Source organism: Colwellia marinimaniae, from assembly GCF_002207865.1.
Taxonomy (GTDB): Bacteria; Pseudomonadota; Gammaproteobacteria; order Enterobacterales; family Alteromonadaceae; genus Colwellia; species Colwellia marinimaniae.
The window spans coordinates 71,130-92,386 of sequence record NZ_BDQM01000012.1; the positions used below are offsets into that span (position 1 = coordinate 71,130).

The 21,257-nt window shown below is 39.8% G+C and carries 19 protein-coding genes; 9 read left to right on the forward strand and 10 right to left on the reverse strand.

Translation table 11 applies throughout. The features are described 5' to 3' along the window. Positions 1-81: 81 nt before the first annotated feature. The 3 genes from MTCD1_RS09190 to nhaD form a co-directional block, all read right to left on the reverse strand. Complete coding sequence (locus MTCD1_RS09190; RefSeq protein ID WP_057180873.1) at positions 82-564, reverse strand: HEPN domain-containing protein; 483 nt, start codon at positions 562-564, stop codon at positions 82-84. Continuing rightward, the gene (locus MTCD1_RS09195) at positions 561-1,313 is read right to left on the reverse strand and encodes a hypothetical protein (RefSeq protein WP_057180874.1); all 753 of its coding nucleotides are present in this window, start codon (positions 1,311-1,313) and stop codon (positions 561-563) included. Before MTCD1_RS09195 ends, MTCD1_RS09190 begins: the two co-directional genes overlap by 4 nt. 648 nt (positions 1,314-1,961) lie before the next feature. Further along, positions 1,962-3,206 carry a sodium:proton antiporter NhaD gene (nhaD, locus tag MTCD1_RS09200; RefSeq protein ID WP_197410272.1) on the reverse strand — a complete coding sequence of 415 codons (1,245 nt, stop codon included), beginning with the start codon at positions 3,204-3,206 and terminating at the stop codon, positions 1,962-1,964. Between the two features lie 732 nt (positions 3,207-3,938). On the opposite strand from nhaD, the gene MTCD1_RS09210 reads away from it, so the two are divergent. The 3 genes from MTCD1_RS09210 (at position 3,939) to MTCD1_RS09220 (ending at position 6,614) form a co-directional block, all read left to right on the forward strand. Beyond that, positions 3,939-4,208: a DUF4266 domain-containing protein gene (locus MTCD1_RS09210; RefSeq protein WP_057180910.1), complete on the forward strand. Its 270-nt coding sequence runs from the start codon at positions 3,939-3,941 to the stop codon at positions 4,206-4,208. Between the two features lie 33 nt (positions 4,209-4,241). Next, the gene (locus MTCD1_RS09215) at positions 4,242-5,603 is read left to right on the forward strand and encodes a DUF3570 domain-containing protein (RefSeq protein ID WP_057180876.1); all 1,362 of its coding nucleotides are present in this window, start codon (positions 4,242-4,244) and stop codon (positions 5,601-5,603) included. A gap of 72 nt (positions 5,604-5,675) precedes the next feature. Continuing rightward, on the forward strand, positions 5,676-6,614 hold the full coding sequence (locus MTCD1_RS09220; protein ID WP_082606482.1) for an FAD:protein FMN transferase: 939 nt from the start codon (positions 5,676-5,678) through the stop codon (positions 6,612-6,614). Positions 6,615-6,662: 48 nt separating this feature from the next. Here MTCD1_RS09220 and MTCD1_RS09225 read toward each other — a convergent pair whose 3' ends face one another. The 3 genes from MTCD1_RS09225 to MTCD1_RS09235 all read right to left on the reverse strand — a co-directional run bounded on the left by MTCD1_RS09225 (position 6,663) and on the right by MTCD1_RS09235 (position 9,356). Further along, positions 6,663-7,451, reverse strand: a complete 789-nt coding sequence (locus MTCD1_RS09225; protein ID WP_438819281.1) for a slipin family protein — start codon at positions 7,449-7,451, stop codon at positions 6,663-6,665. A gap of 49 nt (positions 7,452-7,500) precedes the next feature. Then, the gene (locus MTCD1_RS09230) at positions 7,501-8,850 is read right to left on the reverse strand and encodes an NfeD family protein (protein ID WP_057180878.1); all 1,350 of its coding nucleotides are present in this window, start codon (positions 8,848-8,850) and stop codon (positions 7,501-7,503) included. Between the two features lie 290 nt (positions 8,851-9,140). Next, a complete protein-coding gene (locus MTCD1_RS09235; protein WP_057180879.1) occupies positions 9,141-9,356 on the reverse strand; it encodes a hypothetical protein in 216 nt (71 codons plus the stop codon). A 262-nt stretch (positions 9,357-9,618) separates the two neighbouring features. Between MTCD1_RS09235 and MTCD1_RS09240 the strand changes: the two genes are divergently transcribed. The 6 genes from MTCD1_RS09240 (at position 9,619) to MTCD1_RS09265 (ending at position 16,229) form a co-directional block, all read left to right on the forward strand. Continuing rightward, positions 9,619-9,879, forward strand: coding sequence for a DUF5062 family protein (locus MTCD1_RS09240; RefSeq protein WP_057180880.1), 261 nt, complete (start codon positions 9,619-9,621; stop codon positions 9,877-9,879). Positions 9,880-10,205: 326 nt separating this feature from the next. Beyond that, a complete protein-coding gene (gene aroG, locus MTCD1_RS09245; RefSeq protein ID WP_057180881.1) occupies positions 10,206-11,264 on the forward strand; it encodes a 3-deoxy-7-phosphoheptulonate synthase AroG in 1,059 nt (352 codons plus the stop codon). Between the two features lie 96 nt (positions 11,265-11,360). Continuing rightward, positions 11,361-12,401, forward strand: a complete 1,041-nt coding sequence (locus MTCD1_RS09250; RefSeq protein WP_057180882.1) for an AAA family ATPase — start codon at positions 11,361-11,363, stop codon at positions 12,399-12,401. A gap of 23 nt (positions 12,402-12,424) precedes the next feature. Beyond that, positions 12,425-13,441 (forward strand): DUF58 domain-containing protein, encoded by a 1,017-nt coding sequence (locus MTCD1_RS09255; protein WP_231733009.1) that lies wholly within the window; start codon positions 12,425-12,427, stop codon positions 13,439-13,441. A gap of 29 nt (positions 13,442-13,470) precedes the next feature. Next, positions 13,471-15,690, forward strand: coding sequence for a transglutaminase TgpA family protein (locus tag MTCD1_RS09260; RefSeq protein WP_235013365.1), 2,220 nt, complete (start codon positions 13,471-13,473; stop codon positions 15,688-15,690). A gap of 179 nt (positions 15,691-15,869) precedes the next feature. Continuing rightward, the gene (locus MTCD1_RS09265) at positions 15,870-16,229 is read left to right on the forward strand and encodes a DUF4870 domain-containing protein (RefSeq protein WP_057180884.1); all 360 of its coding nucleotides are present in this window, start codon (positions 15,870-15,872) and stop codon (positions 16,227-16,229) included. Positions 16,230-16,333: 104 nt separating this feature from the next. Here MTCD1_RS09265 and msbA read toward each other — a convergent pair whose 3' ends face one another. From msbA to MTCD1_RS09285, 4 genes are read right to left on the reverse strand one after another with little or no spacing between them, the layout of a single operon-like run. Next, positions 16,334-18,106: a lipid A export permease/ATP-binding protein MsbA gene (gene msbA, locus MTCD1_RS09270; RefSeq protein WP_057180885.1), complete on the reverse strand. Its 1,773-nt coding sequence runs from the start codon at positions 18,104-18,106 to the stop codon at positions 16,334-16,336. Between the two features lie 2 nt (positions 18,107-18,108). Continuing rightward, complete coding sequence (locus tag MTCD1_RS09275; protein WP_057180886.1) at positions 18,109-19,074, reverse strand: lysophospholipid acyltransferase family protein; 966 nt, start codon at positions 19,072-19,074, stop codon at positions 18,109-18,111. Beyond that, entirely contained in the window at positions 19,064-19,294 is a 231-nt protein-coding gene (locus MTCD1_RS09280; protein WP_057180887.1) for a hypothetical protein, read from the reverse strand. The genes MTCD1_RS09275 and MTCD1_RS09280 overlap by 11 nt, the downstream gene beginning before the upstream one ends. Continuing rightward, positions 19,294-21,036, reverse strand: a complete 1,743-nt coding sequence (locus MTCD1_RS09285; RefSeq protein ID WP_143760104.1) for an AMP-binding protein — start codon at positions 21,034-21,036, stop codon at positions 19,294-19,296. The genes MTCD1_RS09280 and MTCD1_RS09285 overlap by 1 nt, the downstream gene beginning before the upstream one ends. Positions 21,037-21,257 lie beyond the last annotated feature (221 nt).

The following is a 21,257-nucleotide window of genomic DNA, read 5'->3' on the forward strand; positions in this document are numbered from 1 at the left end:
TCTCGCTTTAAAGGCTTTTTGTGTGCTTTCTGAAATCAGAGTAACTTCACCTCGTAAAGGTATAGTACACTTAAACCAGAGTTATTTTATAATTCGTAATTTTGTACGTTTAGGACGGGCAACAGGCGTTGGATTGATTACTTGTTTGCACTTTTCTGTATTGACATCATCATTACTTTTTACTGTGATTTTATCATTACTTTTTATTGTGATTTCAGCAAAAGTTTTTTCAACGATTTTTATAGATTTTCTAGCATCGTGATCAGAAAATGGACCTCTAATTTTATAGTCTGCTTTCGTTCTCGTAGCTTTCAAATTAGCTAAAGTTAATCCCCACTCACGCAAGCCCAGATCCTCACTCATCCTAAGTTGTTGAATAAGAGACTCATGCGACCCAAACTCCTTTTTATTTTTATCTAGGGTTGGGAGACCATCTATTTTTACTAATTTGTGATAGAGAGCATAGTAAGAGTTACGAGCTACGTTCCTCAGTAATATCTCAGATTTTTCACCTAGTTTGTATAACGAATTCGAGTGTTTTAAAAAATCTTCCGGTGATATCAACAGCTTATCTCCATGGAAAATGCTATACTGCAAAGTTTCTCATCCACGACGACATACTGAGCAAGTTTCTTATGCCATTTACATTCAATGTCTAAGACGTTATCGAAGCATTGGCCATTTATATTAATAGCTAAGTGTAGAGAGCTATAATCTTCCACCTGTGATACTCCAAACACTAGACTATTTCCTAGAACAGAATACTCAGCAAAGATATCAGCAAGACTACTATATACATAATTAAAATAAGCGGAAGCTCTTGATACCAACTTTTCATCATTGCCAAAAAAATGTAGGATTTCTTCATAATCGAAAGATATATTAAGTCCCTCAATGTTATATTTTAAAGTGATATGTTCACAATATTCAATATCTAAAGTGTAAAGTGCTGATTCATAGGTGTCTTTGCGTGACCGAGGGTATTCCAATATAATAGGATATTTCTTTGAAAGCTCAACAGCTTTATTGAATAATTTGACATTAGTAAGCCCAGAAATGATATCCGCAATACAGTCTGAGTCGTTATGCCCACTCTCCATATAATATTCTGCATTTTGATAAGCTAAGTCATATTCTAACGCATGAGAATAAAGCGCCGATAAAGTTGCATATCTTCCCGGTACATTCAAAGAGTTAGCGTTAGCAACTAAGGCTTCAAGTTTAAACGCTGAAATAGAAATTCCGTTACGAATAGACTCATTCAAACTATCAAATATTTTTGATTCAACTGTTTTTGGTAGGCGAGGTGCCATCAATTTACTCTTTTATTTATTGTTACACGCATATTATATTATAGTAATGTCAGGTTCAATAACTAGTTAACATTCACATGAACTTTGCGTAATATCAAATAATTAGATATACGTTCTTTAAATCGCTAGATATCGTACGGGTGAAGTATATTACTAGGACAATTAGTTCATTAGAAAATATATGATAAAAAATATTAGGCTAACGTCAACAATGCGCACAAAGTGATCCTAAATATTGCTGACTGAGTCTCACGTATTATGACTGAAAATTCGTCGTTTCAGAAATATGATCTTGTCAGTATCCCTTTAAAAAATATCGTAAATGAGACTAATCTCAATAATTATGCGTAGTCACATTTTATCAGCCTAGCTAATGGGCTAGGCTCAGGATTACTTGCTAAATATAGTAGGAATTATGATTTATTCTAGCCTTGTTATAAGAGGTACTAGCTAGGGCTTTAAGGAGCAATAAAGCCAACTTAATGGCGTGTTATTATCGCGCGGCAGTTTTGAATAAAAACAAACTATCGTAAATGAGGTTAATGTCAATAATTCTAAGGGGGCACAGTGAACGTTATAGCAAGATATGCATAACGTTCACTGCTCGTTACCTTGAGTAGGGGGGATACAGTGAGTGGCTGCTATTTTTTAGCCAATTAGCCAATTAGCCGCGAAATAGACACCAATATAACCCACGGTATAGGCGATAATCAAAGCGAAAATATTTTGCAAGTAACTGATGAAGTTCAATTCGTTAATTTTGCTCATGGCAATAATACCTGCGGCTGAGCCTATAACGAGAATAGAGCCACCGACACCCGTGGCATAGGTGAGCATTAGCCACTCGGTGACTTTCATATCAACGCCAGATTTTAATAACGCGGCAGTTAAAGGGACGTTGTCAATTACAGAGGACATAAAACCGACTAAATAGTTAACTGTTATGGCTGGTAAGTACTGATAGAGTTCAGTAAAACCCTGTAGTACGCCAATTTCTTTTAAAATCCCGACCAGTAATAACACCCCTAAAAAGAACAGTAGGGCATCATATTCTACTTCGCGTATATAGTTTAAAGCATCTTGGTTATTTTTATTGGGTAGCATATTCGCCACTAAAAACATCACAGATAAACCAAACAAAAAAGTCAATACAGGTGGAATATGAAACAAGACATTGGCGAGTAAAGTACCTGAAATAGTTAAAACAAAAATTAGGGCGATAATGATATCCCCTTTATCAATCTGAATACGTGTTTGCGCTAATTTAACTTCGCCGGTGAGTTTGAATGATAATAAAGTCGCTAAGGTTAATACCCCCAAAAATGCCGGTAGAATTAAAATAAGCAAGTTAGCAATGGTGACTTTGTTTTCCATGAATATCATTAAGGTAGTGACATCACCGGTGATCAGCGAAACACCACCACTGTTAACGGCAAATATTATTAGGGTGGCATATTTTAAGCGTTTTTTTACTTCTAATTGTAAATTCACCACCACAGTAATAGACACCAGTGTTGCGGTGACATTATCGGCGAAAGAAGAGAAGACAAAAGCAAAAATGGCAATGACAAACATCAAACCACGTTCAGAAATGGTTTCCGGCAATATCCGTTGCACTAGCGCGGAGATAAAACCTTTGCTATTTAAATAAGCAACAAAGGTCATTGCCGACATCAGAAATAACCACAGGGTGGCAATTTCAAGTAAATTTTCATTCAGTTGCTGAGTTGTTTCACTGGTCAGGCTTTGGTTTATTGGAAAGATAAATGCGAGTATCCAACAAAGGGTGCCAAAAAACAGGGTTGTTTTTGCCTTGTTGATGTGAATTAAGTCTTCAAAAATGATCATCAAAAAACTGATGACCACTAGGGTGAGAATAACGGTATTAATCATAATAATGGGCTGCTAGGACAATAAGAGTTTGTTATCACCATTAAAAAATAGTGACAAGAAGTCTCCAAAAAAGAGAAAACACTATGCTTTATGCGGTTTATTTATCGCTTGGCTGATAGTATTGAGTGCTGTTTTTGTAACGTTTAAGAGGCCGGTGGGTCACGATTACAGCAAGGTAATCTTTGCAGGTTTAGGCTTTCTAAGGGGGGATGAACAATGAGTAGGCTAGGTTTGTCAAACCTTTTTAGAGTAAGGTGACTGCATAAAAGCGCACTAGGCTCATGATTATCTTCTAACTCAAGTTGGCCATAATAGCCGTTGTTTACGTTAGTTTCTGCTAAGCAGGGCTGAGCTAAGCTTGTGCTTAAAAAGCAAAAGCATAATAAAAAACACAATAAGGCATAGGGCTTATTGAAGGTCATTTTTTTATCATTAATTAACACCATGGCGGCGCATTATATACGCAAGTTTACTCTAAGGAAACGTTAATTTACTGGTCTAAGTGAATAAGACTAGCGCGCTGAGGCAGGGCCACATAGCAAAGTATTTGCCGATTAAGCCGAGTAAAACTAGCTTAATAAAAGCGGATGGCGAGATTAAATATCGCCATAGTGGTTTGTTTTAAGGTAAAATAACCCCTATGGCGATTGGATTTAACCTTGATTAAGCCATCATCAGTTACTCTTTCGAACAAGGTTAATATCAAGATAATTAAAGGCAATAGTGAAAGCGATGCAATCCACCGTTAAAAAATCACTGCAATTACACCAGCATAAATTAACAGCTAAATTTAAGCTTGTTTTGTTAGTTGTTGTTCTTAGTAACCTTAGTGCTTGCAGTAGTTTGGGAGTAGAGCCGTGGCAGCGGGATTTATTGGCGAAAAAATCAATGGCGCTAACATCCAGCGCTATTGATGCTGCTTTGGACGATCATATTTATTTTTCCAAAGAAGCCTCTAGCGGAGGCAAGAGCTTTGGTGGCGGCGGCTGTGGCTGCAATTAATTTTTAGACAATAAGCACTAAGTATCATAATCGATGAGTTATTCAGACACTAAACAACATAACCAGCATAAAAAAACCAATCTCAAAACCGCTTTATCTATGGCGGCGGGCGCTTTATTAGGTACTGGCGCTATAGTGCATGAGGCAAAAGCTGAAATTTTAACAGATTGGCAATTTGATAGTGCCTTTTTATATTATTCCGAAGCCGAGCGGGTCACTGCGGCTGAGATCATTGTCAGCGCTAACAAAACCTTTGCCAACGATGAAGTATTAAATGTAAAGCTGACTATCGACTCCTTAACTGGCGCTTCAGCTAATGGTGCTGTGGTACAAGCTCAAGCGCAAACTTTTACTCGCCCCTCAGGTGAGGGTCAATATGTTAGCCAAGCAGGGAATACCCCCCTTGATGACACCTTCAAAGATACTCGAGTGCAGTTAAACGCCCAGTGGACACAGCCGCTAGCTGAAAACTATACCGCCAGTATTGGTGGCCATTTATCGAAAGAGTTTGATTATTTATCCCTGGGTATTAATGGTAATTTAGCGCTGGATTTTTATAAGAAAAACTCAACAATTTCATTAGGTTTTAGTCATTTTCAAGATAGATATACCCCTATTGGTGGCATACCTAAACCTTATGCCTCTATGCTTATTGGTGATAGCAATTCACCTAGTTGGCATGAAGATTTTGCGGCAACGCGAATAGCCAGTGGCGATAATAAGATCACCAGTGATGTTTTAGTGGGTTTTACCCAAGTTATTAATCGCCGGATGATCACCCAGTTTAACTACTCTTATTCTATGGTGCGGGGTTATTTAACCGATCCCTTTAAAATTGTCAGTGTGTTGAACCAAGCGGGCACGGCCCAAGATTATATTTATGAACACCGGCCGGATGAGCGCAAAAAGCAAAGTGTCTTTGCGCAAACTAAATACCATTTTGACCAAGGCCTGTTGAATAGTGTGCTGGATTTTTCTTATCGTTATATGTGGGATGACTGGCAAATTAACTCGCACACTCTGGATAGCACTTTGCATATGCCTCTTGCTAGTCGCTTTGGTAAAGCAAGCTATCTACAGCCACATATTCGTTATTATCAACAAAGTGCCGCTGGTTTTTATCGCCCCTATACTTTTGTGGAGCAAGTAAGTAATGGCTCATCAGAAGAAAACTTTATCAGTGCTGATTACCGCATAGGGGCAATGACCGCGGTAACTCTTGGACTGAAATATGGTTTCAGTCTCAATAACGGTAACGATTTTTCCGTAAGGTTAGAATATTATCGACAAATGCCAAGCAATGCTGGTTTTGACCAACCTAGCGAGCTGGCTAACTTAACTGTCTATCCCGTGGTGCAAGCCGTTATATTCCAGTTAAGCTATTCGTTTTTATAATTGCTTACCTAGAAGGTGCTATGGCACTTTATATGAGAGTTGCGATGAAATTTTACCCTGCTAATAACCTTAATGAATAAAGCCATTAATAAAACAAATAACAACAGCAAGCGAACGCTATCGCTCCAAGCTCAAGAGCAAGGCTATGTAATATCTTTTAACGCTATGGCCAGCCCCTGTGAAGTACTGATCCAAACAAAGGATCATCGCTTGGCAAAACAGGTCGCCAGCGCGGTCAGTGATGAGGTTTGGCGTATTGAAGATAAGTTTAGTCGCTATAACAAAGACAGTGTCTGTTACCAAATCAATAATAATGCTGGGCAGAGCATGGCCATCGATGAAGAATGCTACTTGTTATTAAACTTTGCTGAGCAGTGTTATCAGCTCAGTGAGGGGGTATTTGATATTAGCGCCGGTATTCTAAATCAAGTGTGGCACTTTGATGGCAGTGATAATATCGCCACAAAAAAGCAAGTTGCCGCTGTTTTACCTTTAGTTGGCTGGCATAAAGTGAGCTATCAGCACAACAGCATTACCTTACCCCAAGGTATGGCGCTTGATTTTGGTGGTATTGGTAAAGAATATGCGGTTGACCGCGGTATTTTATTAAGCCAGCAAATAACCGCTCTGCCAGTACTGGTGAACCTTGGTGGCGATTTGGCCGTCACTGGGCCCAGATTAAACGGTTTACCCTGGCAAGTTGCCATCGAGTCAACGGAGTACACTAAGCCAAACAGTGATAATAACAAAGAAATAATAGTGGCCTTAACTCACGGCGCCCTAGCAACAAGCGGAGATAGTAAGCGCTTTCTCGTTAAAGATGGCCAGCGATATAGCCATGTACTTAACGCCTTAACAGGCTGGCCCATCGAGCAAGCGCCAAGATCAATTACCACGCTAGCACCGCAATGCCTTCAAGCAGGTATGTTAGCTACCCTAGCCTTGCTGCAAGGAAAGGGCGCAGAGCAGTTTTTGTCTGAGCAAGAGGTTACTTATTGGGCGCGAAGATAGCCATAAGCCAATAAACGACAACAGAGCCATTAAAAATATTCGTTATGCTTAATTATTCGGTTTTTTGCTGTGTTGATCGTTTTTGAGCTCTGGCTTATCACCTTGATTAAATATACCCTTCATTAACTCCATCGGCATGGGAAATAAAATGGTCGAATTTTTTTCTCCGGCAATCTCGGTCAATGTTTGCAAGTAACGTAATAAAATAGCATTGGGCTCCTTGGCTAAATTATTAGCAGCCTCGACTAATTTAGTGGAAGCTTCCATTTCCCCCGAGGCATGAATGATCTTAGCTCGCCTAGTTCGTTCCGCTTCGGCTTGTCGAGCAATAGCCCGGATCATGGTTTCATTTAAGTCGACATGTTTGATTTCGACATTTGATACTTTAATGCCCCAACCGTCGGTACGTGCATCCAATATCGCTTGTATATCGGTATTAAGCATATCTCGGTTGGCAAGCATCTCATCTAACTCATGTTGACCCAGCACCGAGCGCAACGTTGTTTGTGCTAATTGTGACGTTGCTTGCAAGAAATTCTCGACATTAATGATGGCCTTTTGAGGGTCGATAACGCGAAAATAAATGACCGCATTAACCCGCACCGAAACATTATCGCGACTGATGACATCTTGACTGGGCACATCCATAACCACAGTACGTAAATCTACTCGTACCATTTGTTGAATGATCGGAATAACAATGATTAAGCCCGGGCCTTTTACTTTTTCAAAGCGGCCTAAAAAAAATATTACCCCACGTTCGTATTCTCTTAAAACACGGAACATACTAAACGCAAATAATAACAATAAACTTATGATTGCTATTGGCATCAGCATGCTGGTATTAATTAAAATTTCCATTGTGTTGTTACCTCTATCTTGCTGGCTATTTTTTCTGCGGTTCTGATGATCTTGTGACGCTGACAGTTAAGCCAGTAAAGCTATTCACTGTCACTAACTGCCCTTGTTTAAGTGGCTCTGTGCTGATTGCCGCCCAATGCTCGCCTTTTAATAAAATAACCCCTTCAGGGGTGAAATCCTCAAGTACTGTACCTTGTGCGCCAATAAGCGCGGCCAAGCCACTAACAACTTGATTACTTCGCATACGCCATATATAGCCTAGAATAAAAACAATAAATGAGCCGCTGGCAATGGCGAGGGAAAAAATGAGCGTTAGGGACACCTGAAACTGTTGCTGATCGGTATCTATTAGAAAAATAGAACCTAAGATAAAGGCGACTAAGCCACCCATGCCAAAGACGCCAAAACTCGGTATCATAGACTCAACAATGAGTAAGCTGATACCAAGTAATAATAACGCAAAACCTGCGTAGTTAATCGGTAACAGCTGAAAGGCATAAAGAGCAATAAACAACGATATAGCCCCGGTAACACCAGCAATGCCAATACCAGGGCTATAGAATTCCAGTAATAAGCCATAGATACCAATTAGCATTAACAGATAAGCAATATTCGGATCGGTAATGGTGGCAATAAATTTACTGCGCCAATCGGGTTGGCGGTAAACCAACTGCGCACCCGCGAGCTGTAGAGGGTATTCTTGCTGTTTAACTATGATGGTTTTACCATCAAGTACTTGTAATAATTTTTCAGGACTCTCAACTAAATAGTCAATAACATTTTTTTCCAAGGCTTCTTTCGCAGATAAAGTGGCTCCTTCGCTAACGGCCAGCTCAGCCCATTTGACATTGCGCCCCCTTAATTGTGCTAAAGAGCGAATGTAGGCGATGGCATCATTGAGGACTTTTATCTCCATGGCGGATTTTTGTCGGCTTGCTTCTTTGTCTTGTTGCTTAGGGGAGAAACCACCTGCGATATTAACTGGCGTAGCTGCGCCCAATGTGGTCGCTGAAGACATTGCCGCGACGTGACAAGCATAAAGTATATAGGTGCCTGCACTAGCGGCGCGTGCTCCTTGTGGAAAAACTAAGCACAATAGCGGTATGTCTGAATCAAGTATGCGCTGATTTATATCGCGCAAACTACTGCTTAAACCACCGGGAGTATCGATAATAAGTATGATAGCCGAGGCTTGTGCTTGTTGATTGGCTCGGCTGATTTCTTTGGCAATATAATCACTCACTGCAGGGCCAATAGCACCTTTTATCGTTAACACTGGGATATGTTGTTGAGTAGCAGGGCGGTGTTCTGCTGCCAGTAGCTCGCCGAGCAATAAAGGGCTGCTAAGTATAATAAACAATAATAAGCGCAACATAACTGCACACCCAAGTTAATCACCACTTGTATTTATTTTAGCTCAAATAATGAACAGCTGCTGTATAGAATTAACCTTAAAGAAAAAGCTAAATAGAAGAAAGTAATAATGTCAGCAAGGGGATGTTCAGCCGAGTTTTAGCATGGAAGTTTACTGCAGGAAAATCTAGCCGCGCCATGGTCTAATAGAGCGAATAGAAACGGGGGAGGTAATTGCTATCTCCCCCTTAGCAATGTCAGTGTCGATGTGCACGTTAGCAATTTGTTGTTAACGATATATTATGGCCAAGGTTACTTCTTACGAACACGGTAATTTGGGTCGGTCCAGCACTTAGGTAAGTCTTCACCTGATAAAAACACCAGCTCTGATTTCTTAAATTCTTGTGGGTCTTGTACCTCTTCCCCCACTTGATAACATCCCAAAACCTTTTCATGATACAAATTGGTTAAATCTCGGATTTTATCGACATCGACCATATCGCCATTTTTTCTGTTTTTTAAAAACATAATAACCTCCAGAAAGCGTCACCCCTGTGTTTACTAGTATAACCGCTAATAGGATTGATGACGGGTAAACTGGCTTTAAAAACCTAGGTGGACACAATAGATTGTTACTTCAATAGCTAGCAACCTATTAAAATATGTAATTGCTTGTTTATTGGTCACATTTGGTGTGTTAGGCCGGTGTTTATGTCAGTAGTTAAGCTTGTATTTAGACGTCATTTAACGCATGGTAATAACAATCAGATTGCTACCAGGTCGATATTCAATGAAAAAATTAAAAAATGAAGCTGAATTGCTAAAAAAAGCGTTAAGCATTGGTGAAAATTACGCGGTTAACCGTGGCTACAATAGTTTCGCCGCGACAAACTCCGCCAAAGATAAAATAGAAAGTCTTTATCGCTTATTGGTGAATGATAAGCTCATTCAACCCTTAGCTATCGATAATGAAGACCAACCCAATATGAAGCATAAATTGGCACTTTGGATAGCAAAACAGTTACCCGAGGGGCATGAATTACTTAAATAATGATGTCGCTGTACAGTGTTTATTCATCGGAGGTGTTAGTTAATATTTACTGCATTTGTCGTTATGTTTCAATATTAGAATATTTATTCTAAAAACCAGCCTATAACAGCAGTTTTTCATGGTATTCAACCAGCAACACTGCTAGATTGTTTTTGGGATTCTAATTAGGAATTAATAATAAGGTACTTAGCGGACGTTATTTTACTACAGCCATAACTAACGATATGGCAAAGCTAAAAGTAACATAAACACCACTGAGTATCGTCAACATTCAGGCTAAATGAATTAGTCATGAATAAGCAACAAATAGCAGTAGAGAGCCAACTATGTACCAAACTGACGATGTACGCATCAATAAAATTAAAGACTTATTACCTCCAATTGCCTTATTGGAGCGATTTCCTGCGTCAGAGCAAGCCACTAAATCCGTTGTTGCCGGCAGAACTGCTATTCACAATATTCTCAACGGTAAAGATGATCGCTTACTGGTGATTATTGGACCTTGCTCTATTCACGACCCTAAAGCTGCGCTTGAGTATGGCCAGCGTTTGGTTAAGTTACGTGAAAAGTATAAAGATAGTCTTGAAATAGTGATGCGGGTTTATTTTGAAAAACCACGGACCACGGTCGGTTGGAAAGGCTTGATCAATGACCCTTATATGGATAACAGCTTTCAATTAAATGATGGTTTACGTTTAGGTCGGAAATTATTGCTGGATCTTAATAATATTGGTTTACCAACCGCGGGTGAGTTCTTAGATATGATCACGCCACAATATATAGCGGACTTTATGTGTTGGGGGGCTATAGGTGCGCGTACCACAGAATCACAAGTTCATCGTGAATTAGCCTCAGGGCTTTCTTGTCCGGTTGGCTTTAAAAACGGTACTGACGGTACCATTAAAATTGCTATCGATGCTATTGGCTCTGCCGCTGCATCTCATCACTTTTTATCGGTGACAAAATTTGGTCATGCGGCCATAGTCGAAACGACAGGTAATGGTGATTGCCATATTATTTTACGTGGCGGAAAAACCACTAACTTTGATGCACACAGTGTTAAATCGGTCACCGAGCAGTTATCTTCGTGTGATTTAAACCCTAAGGTGATGATTGACTTTAGTCATGCTAACTCGAACAAAAAATTTGAAAATCAAATGTTAGTCTCTACTGATGTAAGTCAGCAAATAAGCCAAGGCAATGACAATATCTTCGGTGTTATGGTTGAAAGCCATTTAGTGGAAGGTAATCAAAGCCTAGTTAACGGTAAAGCTGAAGTCTATGGACAAAGTATTACCGATGCTTGTATTGGTTGGCCTGATACCGAGCAGTTATTAAGTCAGTTAAATGAAGCGGTTGCTAATCGACGTTATATTAACGACTAAGCTGGCCTAATCGAAGCTAATAAGGGTTAGCAATTCCCTTTCTCGTCAATTCATGATAAAACGTCTAATTAACTCATTATAATTAGACGTTTTTTTATGCCGCAAACGCCGCCAGTTGTAGATATAGTGCAAGCCAGTCAAGCCGCCATCACTGCCATTTTAAATAAAATTGAAACCGTGGTATTAGGTAAACCGAACGAGTGCCGTTTAGCGCTGGCTTGTTTACTTGCTCAAGGACATTTATTAATAGAAGATTTACCGGGTATGGGCAAAACGACACTGGCCCATGTGCTAGCCACCACCTTGGGCTTAACTTATCAGCGCACACAATTTACCAATGATTTATTACCGGCGGATATAGTCGGTTTTTCCATTTTTGATCAGAAAACTAATCGTTTTGAGTTGCACAAAGGCCCTATCTTCAATCAAGTGGTCTTGGCCGATGAAATTAACCGGGCGAGTCCTAAAACCCAAAGTGCTCTGCTTGAAGCCATGGCTGAGCAACAAGTCAGTATTGATGGTATTACCCATGAATTACCAAGACCATTTTTTGTTATTGCTACGCAGAATCCTTTGTTTCACGCCGGTACCTATCCATTACCTGAGTCGCAACTGGATCGGTTTATGATGCGTTTATCCCTCGGCTTCCCTGATATAAAAGCGGAAAAGCAGATTTTATTAACTAGCTCTCAGCGGACTAATCAGAAGACCGCAGATAATCAGGCGGCAGTGGTTAGTCAAGATGAGCTTATTGCCATGCAAGATGCCGTTAGTCAAATAAGTGTTTCAAATGACGTGCTTGAGTATATTATTGCATTAAGTCATGTTAGTAGACGGGCTTATAGTAGTCACACTAGCCAGGTAAATAATAGCGGAGAAACTGCCGCTATTATTAGCTGCAAGCCATTATCACCAAGGGCATCAAAAGCACTGTTACAAGCCGCTAAAGCGATGGCTTTTATTGATAACCGTGATTATATTTTACCTGATGATGTACAAGCGGTATTTTATGTGGTGTGCCAACATCGATTAGAAATGCAAGCTAACCAACAGCTAGACCCAAGTCAACAGGAGTCTACCAGCGTGGCTAGGCAAATACTCAATAGTGTTGATGTGCTTAATCCGCTTGGTTACTAAGTAGATCGCTAACGGGTATCATTATGGCAATAACTTCATTTTCATTGGTTAAACCCCTGAGACGTTTCCTTGATAAAAACTTTGAGCGATGGCTCTCTCATCGGATCCCAACTCGGCGAGAGCATCAACTAAACAGCCGAAATATAATGATATACCCAACCCGTTTTGGCCTTACCTACGTAGGTTTTGTCGTCTTGGTGTTTTTATTAGGCACCAACTACCAAAATAATATCATTTTATTGTTTAGCTATTTATTAGCGAGTTTGTTTATTAGTGTCATGCTGCATAGTTTTTATAACTTTTCACAATTGCGTTTTTATAGTAGGGCAAAACAACAAGGTTATGCTGATGCCACCTTGTATTATGTCATTAAAATAACGGCTAAAAAAACGCATTATGATATCAATGCTCATTTTAGTGATGCTCGCTTAAACAGCCCCATTGTCAACCTGGGGCAATGTAAACAGGGGACACAAGAGTTAATCCTAGCCTATAAACCCTCTAAACGAGGCCAATATAAATTAGGACGAGTCACTGTATTTAGCGAATATTCCTTAGGGCTATTTAAAAGTAAAGCCATGTTGGATTTTGGCCACTATGCCATTATTTATCCTAAAGCTAAAAGTTTCATTGCTGGTCAATATCAATTATCAGGGCAAGTAGATGAGCCAAACAGAGAAAGTTATCAAACGACGAATAGTGTGGGCAGCGATGATTTTTCAGAATTAAAGAGCTTTGTTCGCGGTGAGTCCAAAGCCAGAACAGCTTGGAAACAGTTAGCAAAGGGGCAAGGGCACTACTCAAAACACTATCAAGCAAGCCAAGGGCAATTAACATGGTTAAAACTTAGCGACATGCCCAGTAATGACCTAGAAATACAATTGGCCTATTTAAGCTTTCTTATTGGTGAATTGACGACAGCTAAGCAAAGCTTTGGTTTAGCGCTTTGCCCTGATATGACCAATACAGCAATGAACATTCCACCTAATTCTGGTTTTCATCACCAACAAGCTTGTTTGACGGCACTGGCTTTATATTGATGATGTTATTTAACAAGAAAAAGAAGCTGGTGTCACAAAACACTAGCGGGAACGTTAACGGTAAAACCATGAGTAACTTTTACTTAAGCCGACAAAATAGCTGGCTACTTTGCTTGTGCCAATGTTTAAATATCGCCGTCGTTGCCTTGGAACTAAGCACCTGGATGTTGATAATAATTGCTTTATCATTGGCATGGCAAGCACTTTTATTACAGCAAAATAGAGCTACGGCTAACACCAGCAGGGGGAAACATCCTGGCACAGTTCAGAGTAACTTAGCGAGTAAGCGCCACAGTCATGGCCCAAGTAAACAACTAGCGACTAATATCTCTCCCGTGGTACTGGGCATATTTGCACTATTGGGCTGCGTTGCAATCGCGCTTACCGCCAAGCAGGTCGGTATTCTGCTTAGTATGGTGCATTTACTTTGTTTTTCTTATGCACTTAAAGGTTTTGAATTAAGAACACGTAGGGATTTTTATCAACTGTTATTATTGGGTTTGTTCATTTTAGCCTCGGCACTTATTTTTAGGCAAGACTTGGTTTTTTCCCTGATAATATTAAGCTTATTAATCATTAATTTAACGGTATTGTTACAGTTTTTCTCCTCGGAAAATGCTTTTGCCACTAATCTCAAGGTGGTGGTGGTTTTATTGGGGCAAAGTGCTCTTTTGGCTGTGGTACTCTTTTTAGTTTTTCCTCGGCTGTCACCTTTTTGGCAAGTACCATTCGCTAAGTCTGCTAAAACGGGATTGTCCGATACCGTTAAACCAGGTGATATTGCCAATTTAACCCGCTCCACTAAATTGGCTTTCCGTGCTGATTTTGGCGGACAAAAAATACCCAATTATGCACAGTTATACTGGCGGGCCATGGTGCTAGAAAATTACGATGGTAGGCAGTGGCGCAGACAAAATAAAGTTACCCAAAACAAAGCTGATGGGTCAGGAACTAAAAGCCTTATTTTTGATGCCAGTAACACTGAGGTTTTACCCTTAACGTATCAAGTATTTGTTGAAGCGAGTTTCCAAAAATATTTATTTGCTTTAGCGCCGGCGGTAGTGACCGGCAATGCCAGTGGTATTACTGCTCAAACTGATTACACCATCCAGAGCTCAACCATTATTAGCCAAGCTAAGTCTTATCGGTTAACTAGCTATTTAACCGCGCCATTAGCACTTGAGTTATCGCCGCAGAGTAGACAAATAAATTTGAGCTACCCTCAGGGGAGTAATCCTAGGCTTGAGCAATTGGCGCTACAGTTACAACATAACTATGTCGATGTGCAGGCGCGTGCACAGGCGGTATTAACGCTAATTAACCAACAAAATTATTCTTATACCTTACAACCGCCCTTGTTGGTAAATAACAGCTTAGATCAATTCTTTTTTGATAGCCAAGCAGGTTTTTGTGTACATTATGCCAGCGCATTTACTTTTCTTATGCGCGCTTCAGGAATACCGGCACGACTGGTTACTGGCTATTTAGGTGGTGAATATAATGGTGTGACAAATGAAGTAAATAGTGCCGGAAAAATAGTGAATAAAGGCCATTTAAGTATTTATCAATATGACGCTCATGCTTGGTCTGAGATATGGGTGGCAGGTAAAGGATGGTTGCGTATTGACCCAACGGGTGCGGTAGACCCGCAGCGGGTAAATATTGGTTGGTCAAATCAGTTACTGCAAGAGCAAGCTGAGCTGAATAATACCTTCTTTAACTTATATCGTATGAAGAATATTGCTTGGCTAAATACGTTACGTTTACAATTTGATGCCCTCGACTACCAATGGACCCGCTGGGTTATTGGTTTTACCAGCCAGCAACAATATGACTTATTGAAACACTGGTTTGGTAAGATGGTCCCGTGGAAATTAGCGTTAATTATAGCCGTGACCTTGGTGCTCAGTATGCTGATGCTGATGTTGTTGTTACACTGGTTAAATCGTCCAAAGGTAAAAAAACAAGCCTTTGCTCAGTGGCAAATAATTTATCATAAAGCCATCGACAGATTAGCAAAACAAGGCATGGAAAAACCTTTAGCCATGACGGTTAATGATTTTGCTAAAAAGATCAGGCAGCAATATCCAGAGTTAGCCCTTGTTTTCACCCAACTCAGTGCTAGTTATAATCGATTGTGCTACCAGACGTTATCAATAAGTGAACAAGAAAAGCAGACAGTAACAATGCAGCAACAATATCATCACTTTATCCAAGTATTAAAAAATAGCGATAAAAAACATTTATAGGCTTTATTGATAAAATTTAACTCCTTAGTCGTTATGTTAAATGGCAGGACAGAAAGTTTTCTTGTTGAATGACATTATTTTTCCTAAATTTAGGTATAAGTCTAAGTAACTAATTTAAGCTGAAACTTACATTCGTTACTCAGGCGGTTCCCCTAAACATTAGTTACGGAGTGTCTGTTATGCCACATATACCAAGTGATTATGATAATGTTTTTGAAAAGAAAATGAGTTGGGCCGAGCAACATAAAATGGCAACACTCGTTGCGGTTATTAGTTATTTCACCCTAATAGGTTGGGTGGTGGCTATGGTTATCTATGATAAACATCAATCCTCACTAGCCAGTTTTCATTTACGGCAATCTTTAGGTTTAATTATTACCGGTGCCATACTTTCTTTGATCCCTCTCGTTGGTTGGATACTTAATATAGCTGTCGTAGTAGCATGGGCCGTAGGACTATATTGTGCGATTAAAGGGCGTGAATATAAAGTGCCTTTACTCGGTGATTCGTATCAACAACATCTAGATTTTATTAAGTGATGCTAGTAGTTGCCAAGATGAATTTATGCTGACCGCAATGCTGTTGGCATTTACTTGCAGGCAAGCAGCAATATTGCTCGAGTAAGCAAGCTTGTTACCACCACTTAACCACTTTTTTGGTGCAGTGCGTGGTAATAACCTGCTTTGGCGAGTAGCTCTAGATGAGTGCCTTGTTCGACCAATTCGCCTTTGTTGAGCACGATAATTTCATCGGCATTTCTTATGCTTGATAACTTATGGGCAATAATCAATAAGGTTTTGTTTTTGCTTAGCCGGGTGAAAGCTTCCTGTATATGTTGTTCACTGTGGTTGTCTAAGGCGGAAGTCGCTTCATCTAAGATGATAATGCTGGCATCACGTAACATGGCACGAGCTATGGCTATTCGTTGGCGTTGCCCTCCCGATAAATTGCGCCCATTTTCTCCTATTGGTGTATTTAAACCTAAGGCTAGCTCTTTAGCAAAAACGGTGACATTGGCATCAAGTGCAGCTTGCGCAACTTCTTCGTTTGATACGGGGCGATTACAGCCAAAACGGATATTGTTTGCTAGGGTATCATCTATTAACACAATATCTTGTGAGACAAAAGCAAACTGTGCCCTAAGTGATGCTAAGCTATAATTTTCAATGGCTATGTCATTAATGAAAATGGACTGTGGCGGCGATTGATATAAACGTAATAATAAGCGGGCTAGGGTGCTTTTACCGCTGCCGGATTCACCGACAAAAGCAACACTGCTACCGGCTTTTATCTTCACTGAAAAATGTTTTAACGCGGGTTGAGCCTTACCTTGATAAGAGAAAGATAAATTGTTAAAGGTAATGTTTGAACATTGTGCTAATAAATGCTTGCTTCCAGTATCATGCTCTTCTTTTTCATCTAGAAAACTAAACAAACTGCTTGCTGCAGTTAAACCCTTTTGTAAGTGTTGATTAATATTACTTAGTTGCTTAAGTGGTTTGAGCAATGAGCCCATGGCAATTAAAATCAGCGTGAAACTGCCAGGGCTTAATTGATTGAGCACCTGCTCATTACTGGCAAGTAGTAGTACCGCAGCAATAGCAAACGAGGCAATAAGTTGAATGACTGGATTAGTTATGGCACTTGTTGCTTGTAACTTCATATTTTGTTGACGGTTATGGTTGTTTATTTGCTCGAACTGAGCGCTTATTTGGCTAGCTGTATTGAGTAATATTATTTCTTGTTGATTTGAAATTGCTTGCTCTGTTGCCTTACTTACTTGCCCCATACTTTTTTGTAATGCGCGGCTAATCATTTTAAAGCGCTGCGATACCTTGTTAATAATTAACGCGATAATGGGTGCTATCACCAAGAAAATCATTGTTAATTGCCAACTGTGGTAAAACATCATAGTGAGTAATACTAAGATGATGACAGACTCTCGGATGACAATAACGACAGCCGTTGCAAAGGTCTGAGATACTTGCTCGCTATCATAGATGAGTTTAGCAATAAGGCTGCCACGGCTATTGTTATCAAAAAAGGTTCGAGGTAAAAATAATAACTTATCAAAAGCTTGTTGCCGTATTTGATACGTTACCTTGCTACTGACGTAGGCAATGGCATAGTTTGAGATAAAACTTGCGCTACCACGTAGCAAAAAAATCCCGATGATTAATAAAGCGCCTAGTTGTAAGGTGTTGCTATTGGCTTTTCCTAAACCTTGGTCAATAAGTGGCTTGACCAAATAAATCATACCTGCATCGACCAAACTAAATAAACATAGAGCTAGCAAGGCAATGAAAATAAGCTTTTTGTGTAGCAGATAATAGGAGAGTAATCTGCGGTATAAACTTGGGTTTTTATTGGCAAACGGGTCTGATGATATTTCTAGACTATTGATATTACTTAACATGATTAGTAGTTTTTCCAACGGTTATAAGACCAATACCATTGGCTTGGATATTGTCTAATTATTTGCTCAAAGCGTTGGTAAATTTGTGCCATCACTTGTTCAACGTTTTGCTCAATTTCTGGGGCTGTTTTTTGACTGATTGATTGTTTGCTTTGCAGCTCGTTATTGAACTGGTTTTGAATTGCTATCTCTTGATTTAATTGCAATGTTTCAAAAAACACTTGTACTTGGCCGTCGTCTTGATAAACCGCATAGGCCAGTAAGAGCGGTTTTTTAGTCATTTTTGCCAGTAAAACTACGCCGGAGGGCGCTTTAGTTTTTTGTCCAAAAAAGGTTACTTCAGTTTGGTTGGCGTACAGATCGCAATGCAAAGAAATATAGCCATTATTGCCCGCTTGGATTAATAACTGGCTAAAAGCATGTGCAGATTTTTTATTGATGGCGGTAATATTGACGGCAGAATAAAAGTCCATTTCATCGGTTAAAAAATCAGGGATGTTAGTTAAAGTGACTGAATTATTGGCAAATTTTGCCACAGCAAGCGGCACTGCTTCGTAGCAGCCTAGATGCATGGTGGCAATGCAAGCCCCGGTTCCTGATTGCAAAATTTGTAAGGTTTCTTCATCACAAAAAATATCAGGCTCTACTTGTGATAACCAAAAAGACTCGGCCACGCCATAGGCACAATTACCATAAGCGTCAAAGGCCAAGTCAGTTGCTTCTTTAATACTGAGTTCTGGCATGGCTCGAACAATATTATTGATGGCACGTTTTCTGGTTTTTGTAGCAAAACGTAGTATTATTTTGCCAATATTGTTGATTAATTTCTTACGTCGTTTTTTAGTTAACTTCATTAAAGTACTCAGCAAAAATCTTATGCCGAGACTCATGGTTTTATGCTTTATTAAGGCTCGTGGCGAAGGTGTTATCGCTTTGGCTGTAGACTTGTTGGAAAGTTTAACTTTCATGGTGCTGCTCAACCCAAAAAATAAACTCATCGATTTGTCTTAAGTTAGCGGTAAGTGCCTGCTCAAAGGGCAGTGTTAGCTTGAATTTCTGTTCCAGCTCTAGCATGAGCATCATGAAATCGAATGATTTTATCGTGCCAAGTAAGTTGTCCGTTAGGTCTATTAACGGGCAATGGGTCTTTTCTTCAATGAACTGAATGATACTTTGTTGTATTAACATTATAGGGTCTCCTTAGGAGTAGTTATTTTATTATGATCAGCACTAAGTAGCGCTTTGATATCCACTTTGCCACTGATATTACGGGGTAATAATGGCTGGAAATTAAACTCATCAGGCACCATGTAAGTGGGTAAATGCTGTAAACAATGCTTTCTTAGTGCGGCAAGAGTGTGTTGGTAATTGTCTAAGGCTGAAGCTGAACTTGAACTCGGAGCTGAACTCGAAGCTGAACAAGGGGGTAAGTTTTGTTGGTATTCAATAAAGGCGATGATCCTAGTATTGCCGTTATGATCAACGTGTGCAGCAACAACACACCAAGTGATATCGTTGGAAAAGCTAACAATGGCAGTTTCAATCTCGGCAGCTTCGACCCGGTGACCAGATACTTTAAATTGCTGATCGTTGCGACCATGAAAGACAATGTTTTTTTGTTGGTCATAATAGACAATATCGCCGGTACGGTAGAAACGTGTTGCGCTTTGAGCTAACGGGCTTGCTAGTGTGATAAAAGCTTGCGCTGTTTTCTTACTGTCTTGGTAGTAACCGTCAACAAGTTGATCACCGGCTAGATACAATTCAGCTAAGGTATTGCTGGTCGTTATCTCTTTATTATCTTTGACCAGTATGGCCGTTAATCCAGGCAATGCTTGACCTATGGGTACTGATGCTGAGGTGATTTCTTGCTGGTCACTTAATTCAAAATAAGTGGCGGTAATCGTGCACTCTGTTGGACCGTAGAGATTGATTACCCGACTATTATGAGCACATTTTTGCCACTTTAACGCTTGGCTGGTGAGTAGTTTTTCACCACCAAAACAGCTTAGTCTCAAGCTAGGTAATTGCTGAGGTTTTAATAAGCGCATTTTATCCATAAAAGATAACGCTGAAGCAACGGCGGAAAAAACAGATAATTGATGCTTTTTAATAAATGCCATCGGGCAGATAAGCTGTTCATTAGGAATAATATAGAGCGCCGCGCCTTTGTGCCAGCAACTGAACATATCATGGACGGATAAATCAAAAGATAATTCAAAAAACTGACTGACTTTATCCCTTGCCGTTATCTTTAAAAGCTTATCGAGCCGGTGCAGGTGACTGATAATGTTTTTATGACTAACGGCAATGCCTTTTGGTGTGCCGGTACTACCCGAAGTAAATAAGATATATGCATAAGGGTATGCCGTTAATGATGCTATGTTCGTTGTAGTTGTTGCCGTTGTATTTGCTCTTAGGTCAGTGCTGCTTATTGAAACCGCATCGTCAATGTTAAAATACTGATGGCGTTTGTTATTTAGGCACCAATTAGGCGTATTTGTGCCTAAATACAAGACCACTAATGGCTGTTTTGTGTGTTGCAATAACTCCGATGGGTCTTCGTTAGCAGCCACCAAGAGTACCTGGCTATTTATGGCTGACAATATCTTGCTATTTCGCTTGGCCGGTTGTTTGATATTAAGCGGTACATAGGCATTATTACTGGCCAGAATGGCGAGTATGCCAGCGTACATCTGCCATTGTCGGCCACCATAAATAGCCACTGGGCATGACGCATCATTAAAATAACGAATGCTGTTCGCCCATTGTTGACTCAGTGCAAAAAAAGCGTGGTAGGTAAAGGTTTTTACCTGTCCTTTTTTGCCTTTGACACTGTTATTTTTTGTGGCACTAGCGTCAACATAAAGGGCGATATTATTGGGAAACTGCTTTGCGGATGTGGCAAAGATTGCTTGATATAAATTCATTCGTTGTCGTTGGGCTGCTGATTTGATGAAAGCTAATGTAACCAATAACACGATTATCTTCGGTAACTGTTTTGTCGATAAAATGTCACAACTATGGGTAAATTTGTAAAAAAGTGTCAAGGTAAGGGAAAAAATAGCAGAGCTTTCTTCGCTAGCTAACTAATTTTACTCGTATTCTTTAACGCCTTATGGTTAAATTTAAGGTAATTTTATTCGTTGAT

Excerpts from the sequence above, each read along its gene's own strand:
- MTCD1_RS09195 (WP_057180874.1), bottom strand. The coding sequence starts at position 1,313 with ATGGCACCTCGCCTACCAAAAACAGTTGAATCAAAAATATTTGATAGT.
- nhaD (WP_197410272.1), bottom strand. The coding sequence starts at position 3,206 with ATGATTAATACCGTTATTCTCACCCTAGTGGTCATCAGTTTTTTGATG.
- MTCD1_RS09210 (WP_057180910.1), top strand. The coding sequence starts at position 3,939 with ATGCAATCCACCGTTAAAAAATCACTGCAATTACACCAGCATAAATTA.
- MTCD1_RS09215 (WP_057180876.1), top strand. The coding sequence starts at position 4,242 with ATGAGTTATTCAGACACTAAACAACATAACCAGCATAAAAAAACCAAT.
- MTCD1_RS09220 (WP_082606482.1), top strand. The coding sequence starts at position 5,676 with ATGAATAAAGCCATTAATAAAACAAATAACAACAGCAAGCGAACGCTA.
- MTCD1_RS09225 (WP_438819281.1), bottom strand. The coding sequence starts at position 7,451 with ATGCTGATGCCAATAGCAATCATAAGTTTATTGTTATTATTTGCGTTT.
- MTCD1_RS09230 (WP_057180878.1), bottom strand. The coding sequence starts at position 8,850 with ATGTTGCGCTTATTATTGTTTATTATACTTAGCAGCCCTTTATTGCTC.
- MTCD1_RS09235 (WP_057180879.1), bottom strand. The coding sequence starts at position 9,356 with ATGTTTTTAAAAAACAGAAAAAATGGCGATATGGTCGATGTCGATAAA.
- MTCD1_RS09240 (WP_057180880.1), top strand. The coding sequence starts at position 9,619 with ATGAAAAAATTAAAAAATGAAGCTGAATTGCTAAAAAAAGCGTTAAGC.
- aroG (WP_057180881.1), top strand. The coding sequence starts at position 10,206 with ATGTACCAAACTGACGATGTACGCATCAATAAAATTAAAGACTTATTA.
- MTCD1_RS09250 (WP_057180882.1), top strand. The coding sequence starts at position 11,361 with ATGCCGCAAACGCCGCCAGTTGTAGATATAGTGCAAGCCAGTCAAGCC.
- MTCD1_RS09255 (WP_231733009.1), top strand. The coding sequence starts at position 12,425 with ATGGCAATAACTTCATTTTCATTGGTTAAACCCCTGAGACGTTTCCTT.
- MTCD1_RS09265 (WP_057180884.1), top strand. The coding sequence starts at position 15,870 with ATGCCACATATACCAAGTGATTATGATAATGTTTTTGAAAAGAAAATG.
- msbA (WP_057180885.1), bottom strand. The coding sequence starts at position 18,106 with ATGTTAAGTAATATCAATAGTCTAGAAATATCATCAGACCCGTTTGCC.
- MTCD1_RS09275 (WP_057180886.1), bottom strand. The coding sequence starts at position 19,074 with ATGAAAGTTAAACTTTCCAACAAGTCTACAGCCAAAGCGATAACACCT.
- MTCD1_RS09280 (WP_057180887.1), bottom strand. The coding sequence starts at position 19,294 with ATGTTAATACAACAAAGTATCATTCAGTTCATTGAAGAAAAGACCCAT.
- MTCD1_RS09285 (WP_143760104.1), bottom strand. The coding sequence starts at position 21,036 with ATGAATTTATATCAAGCAATCTTTGCCACATCCGCAAAGCAGTTTCCC.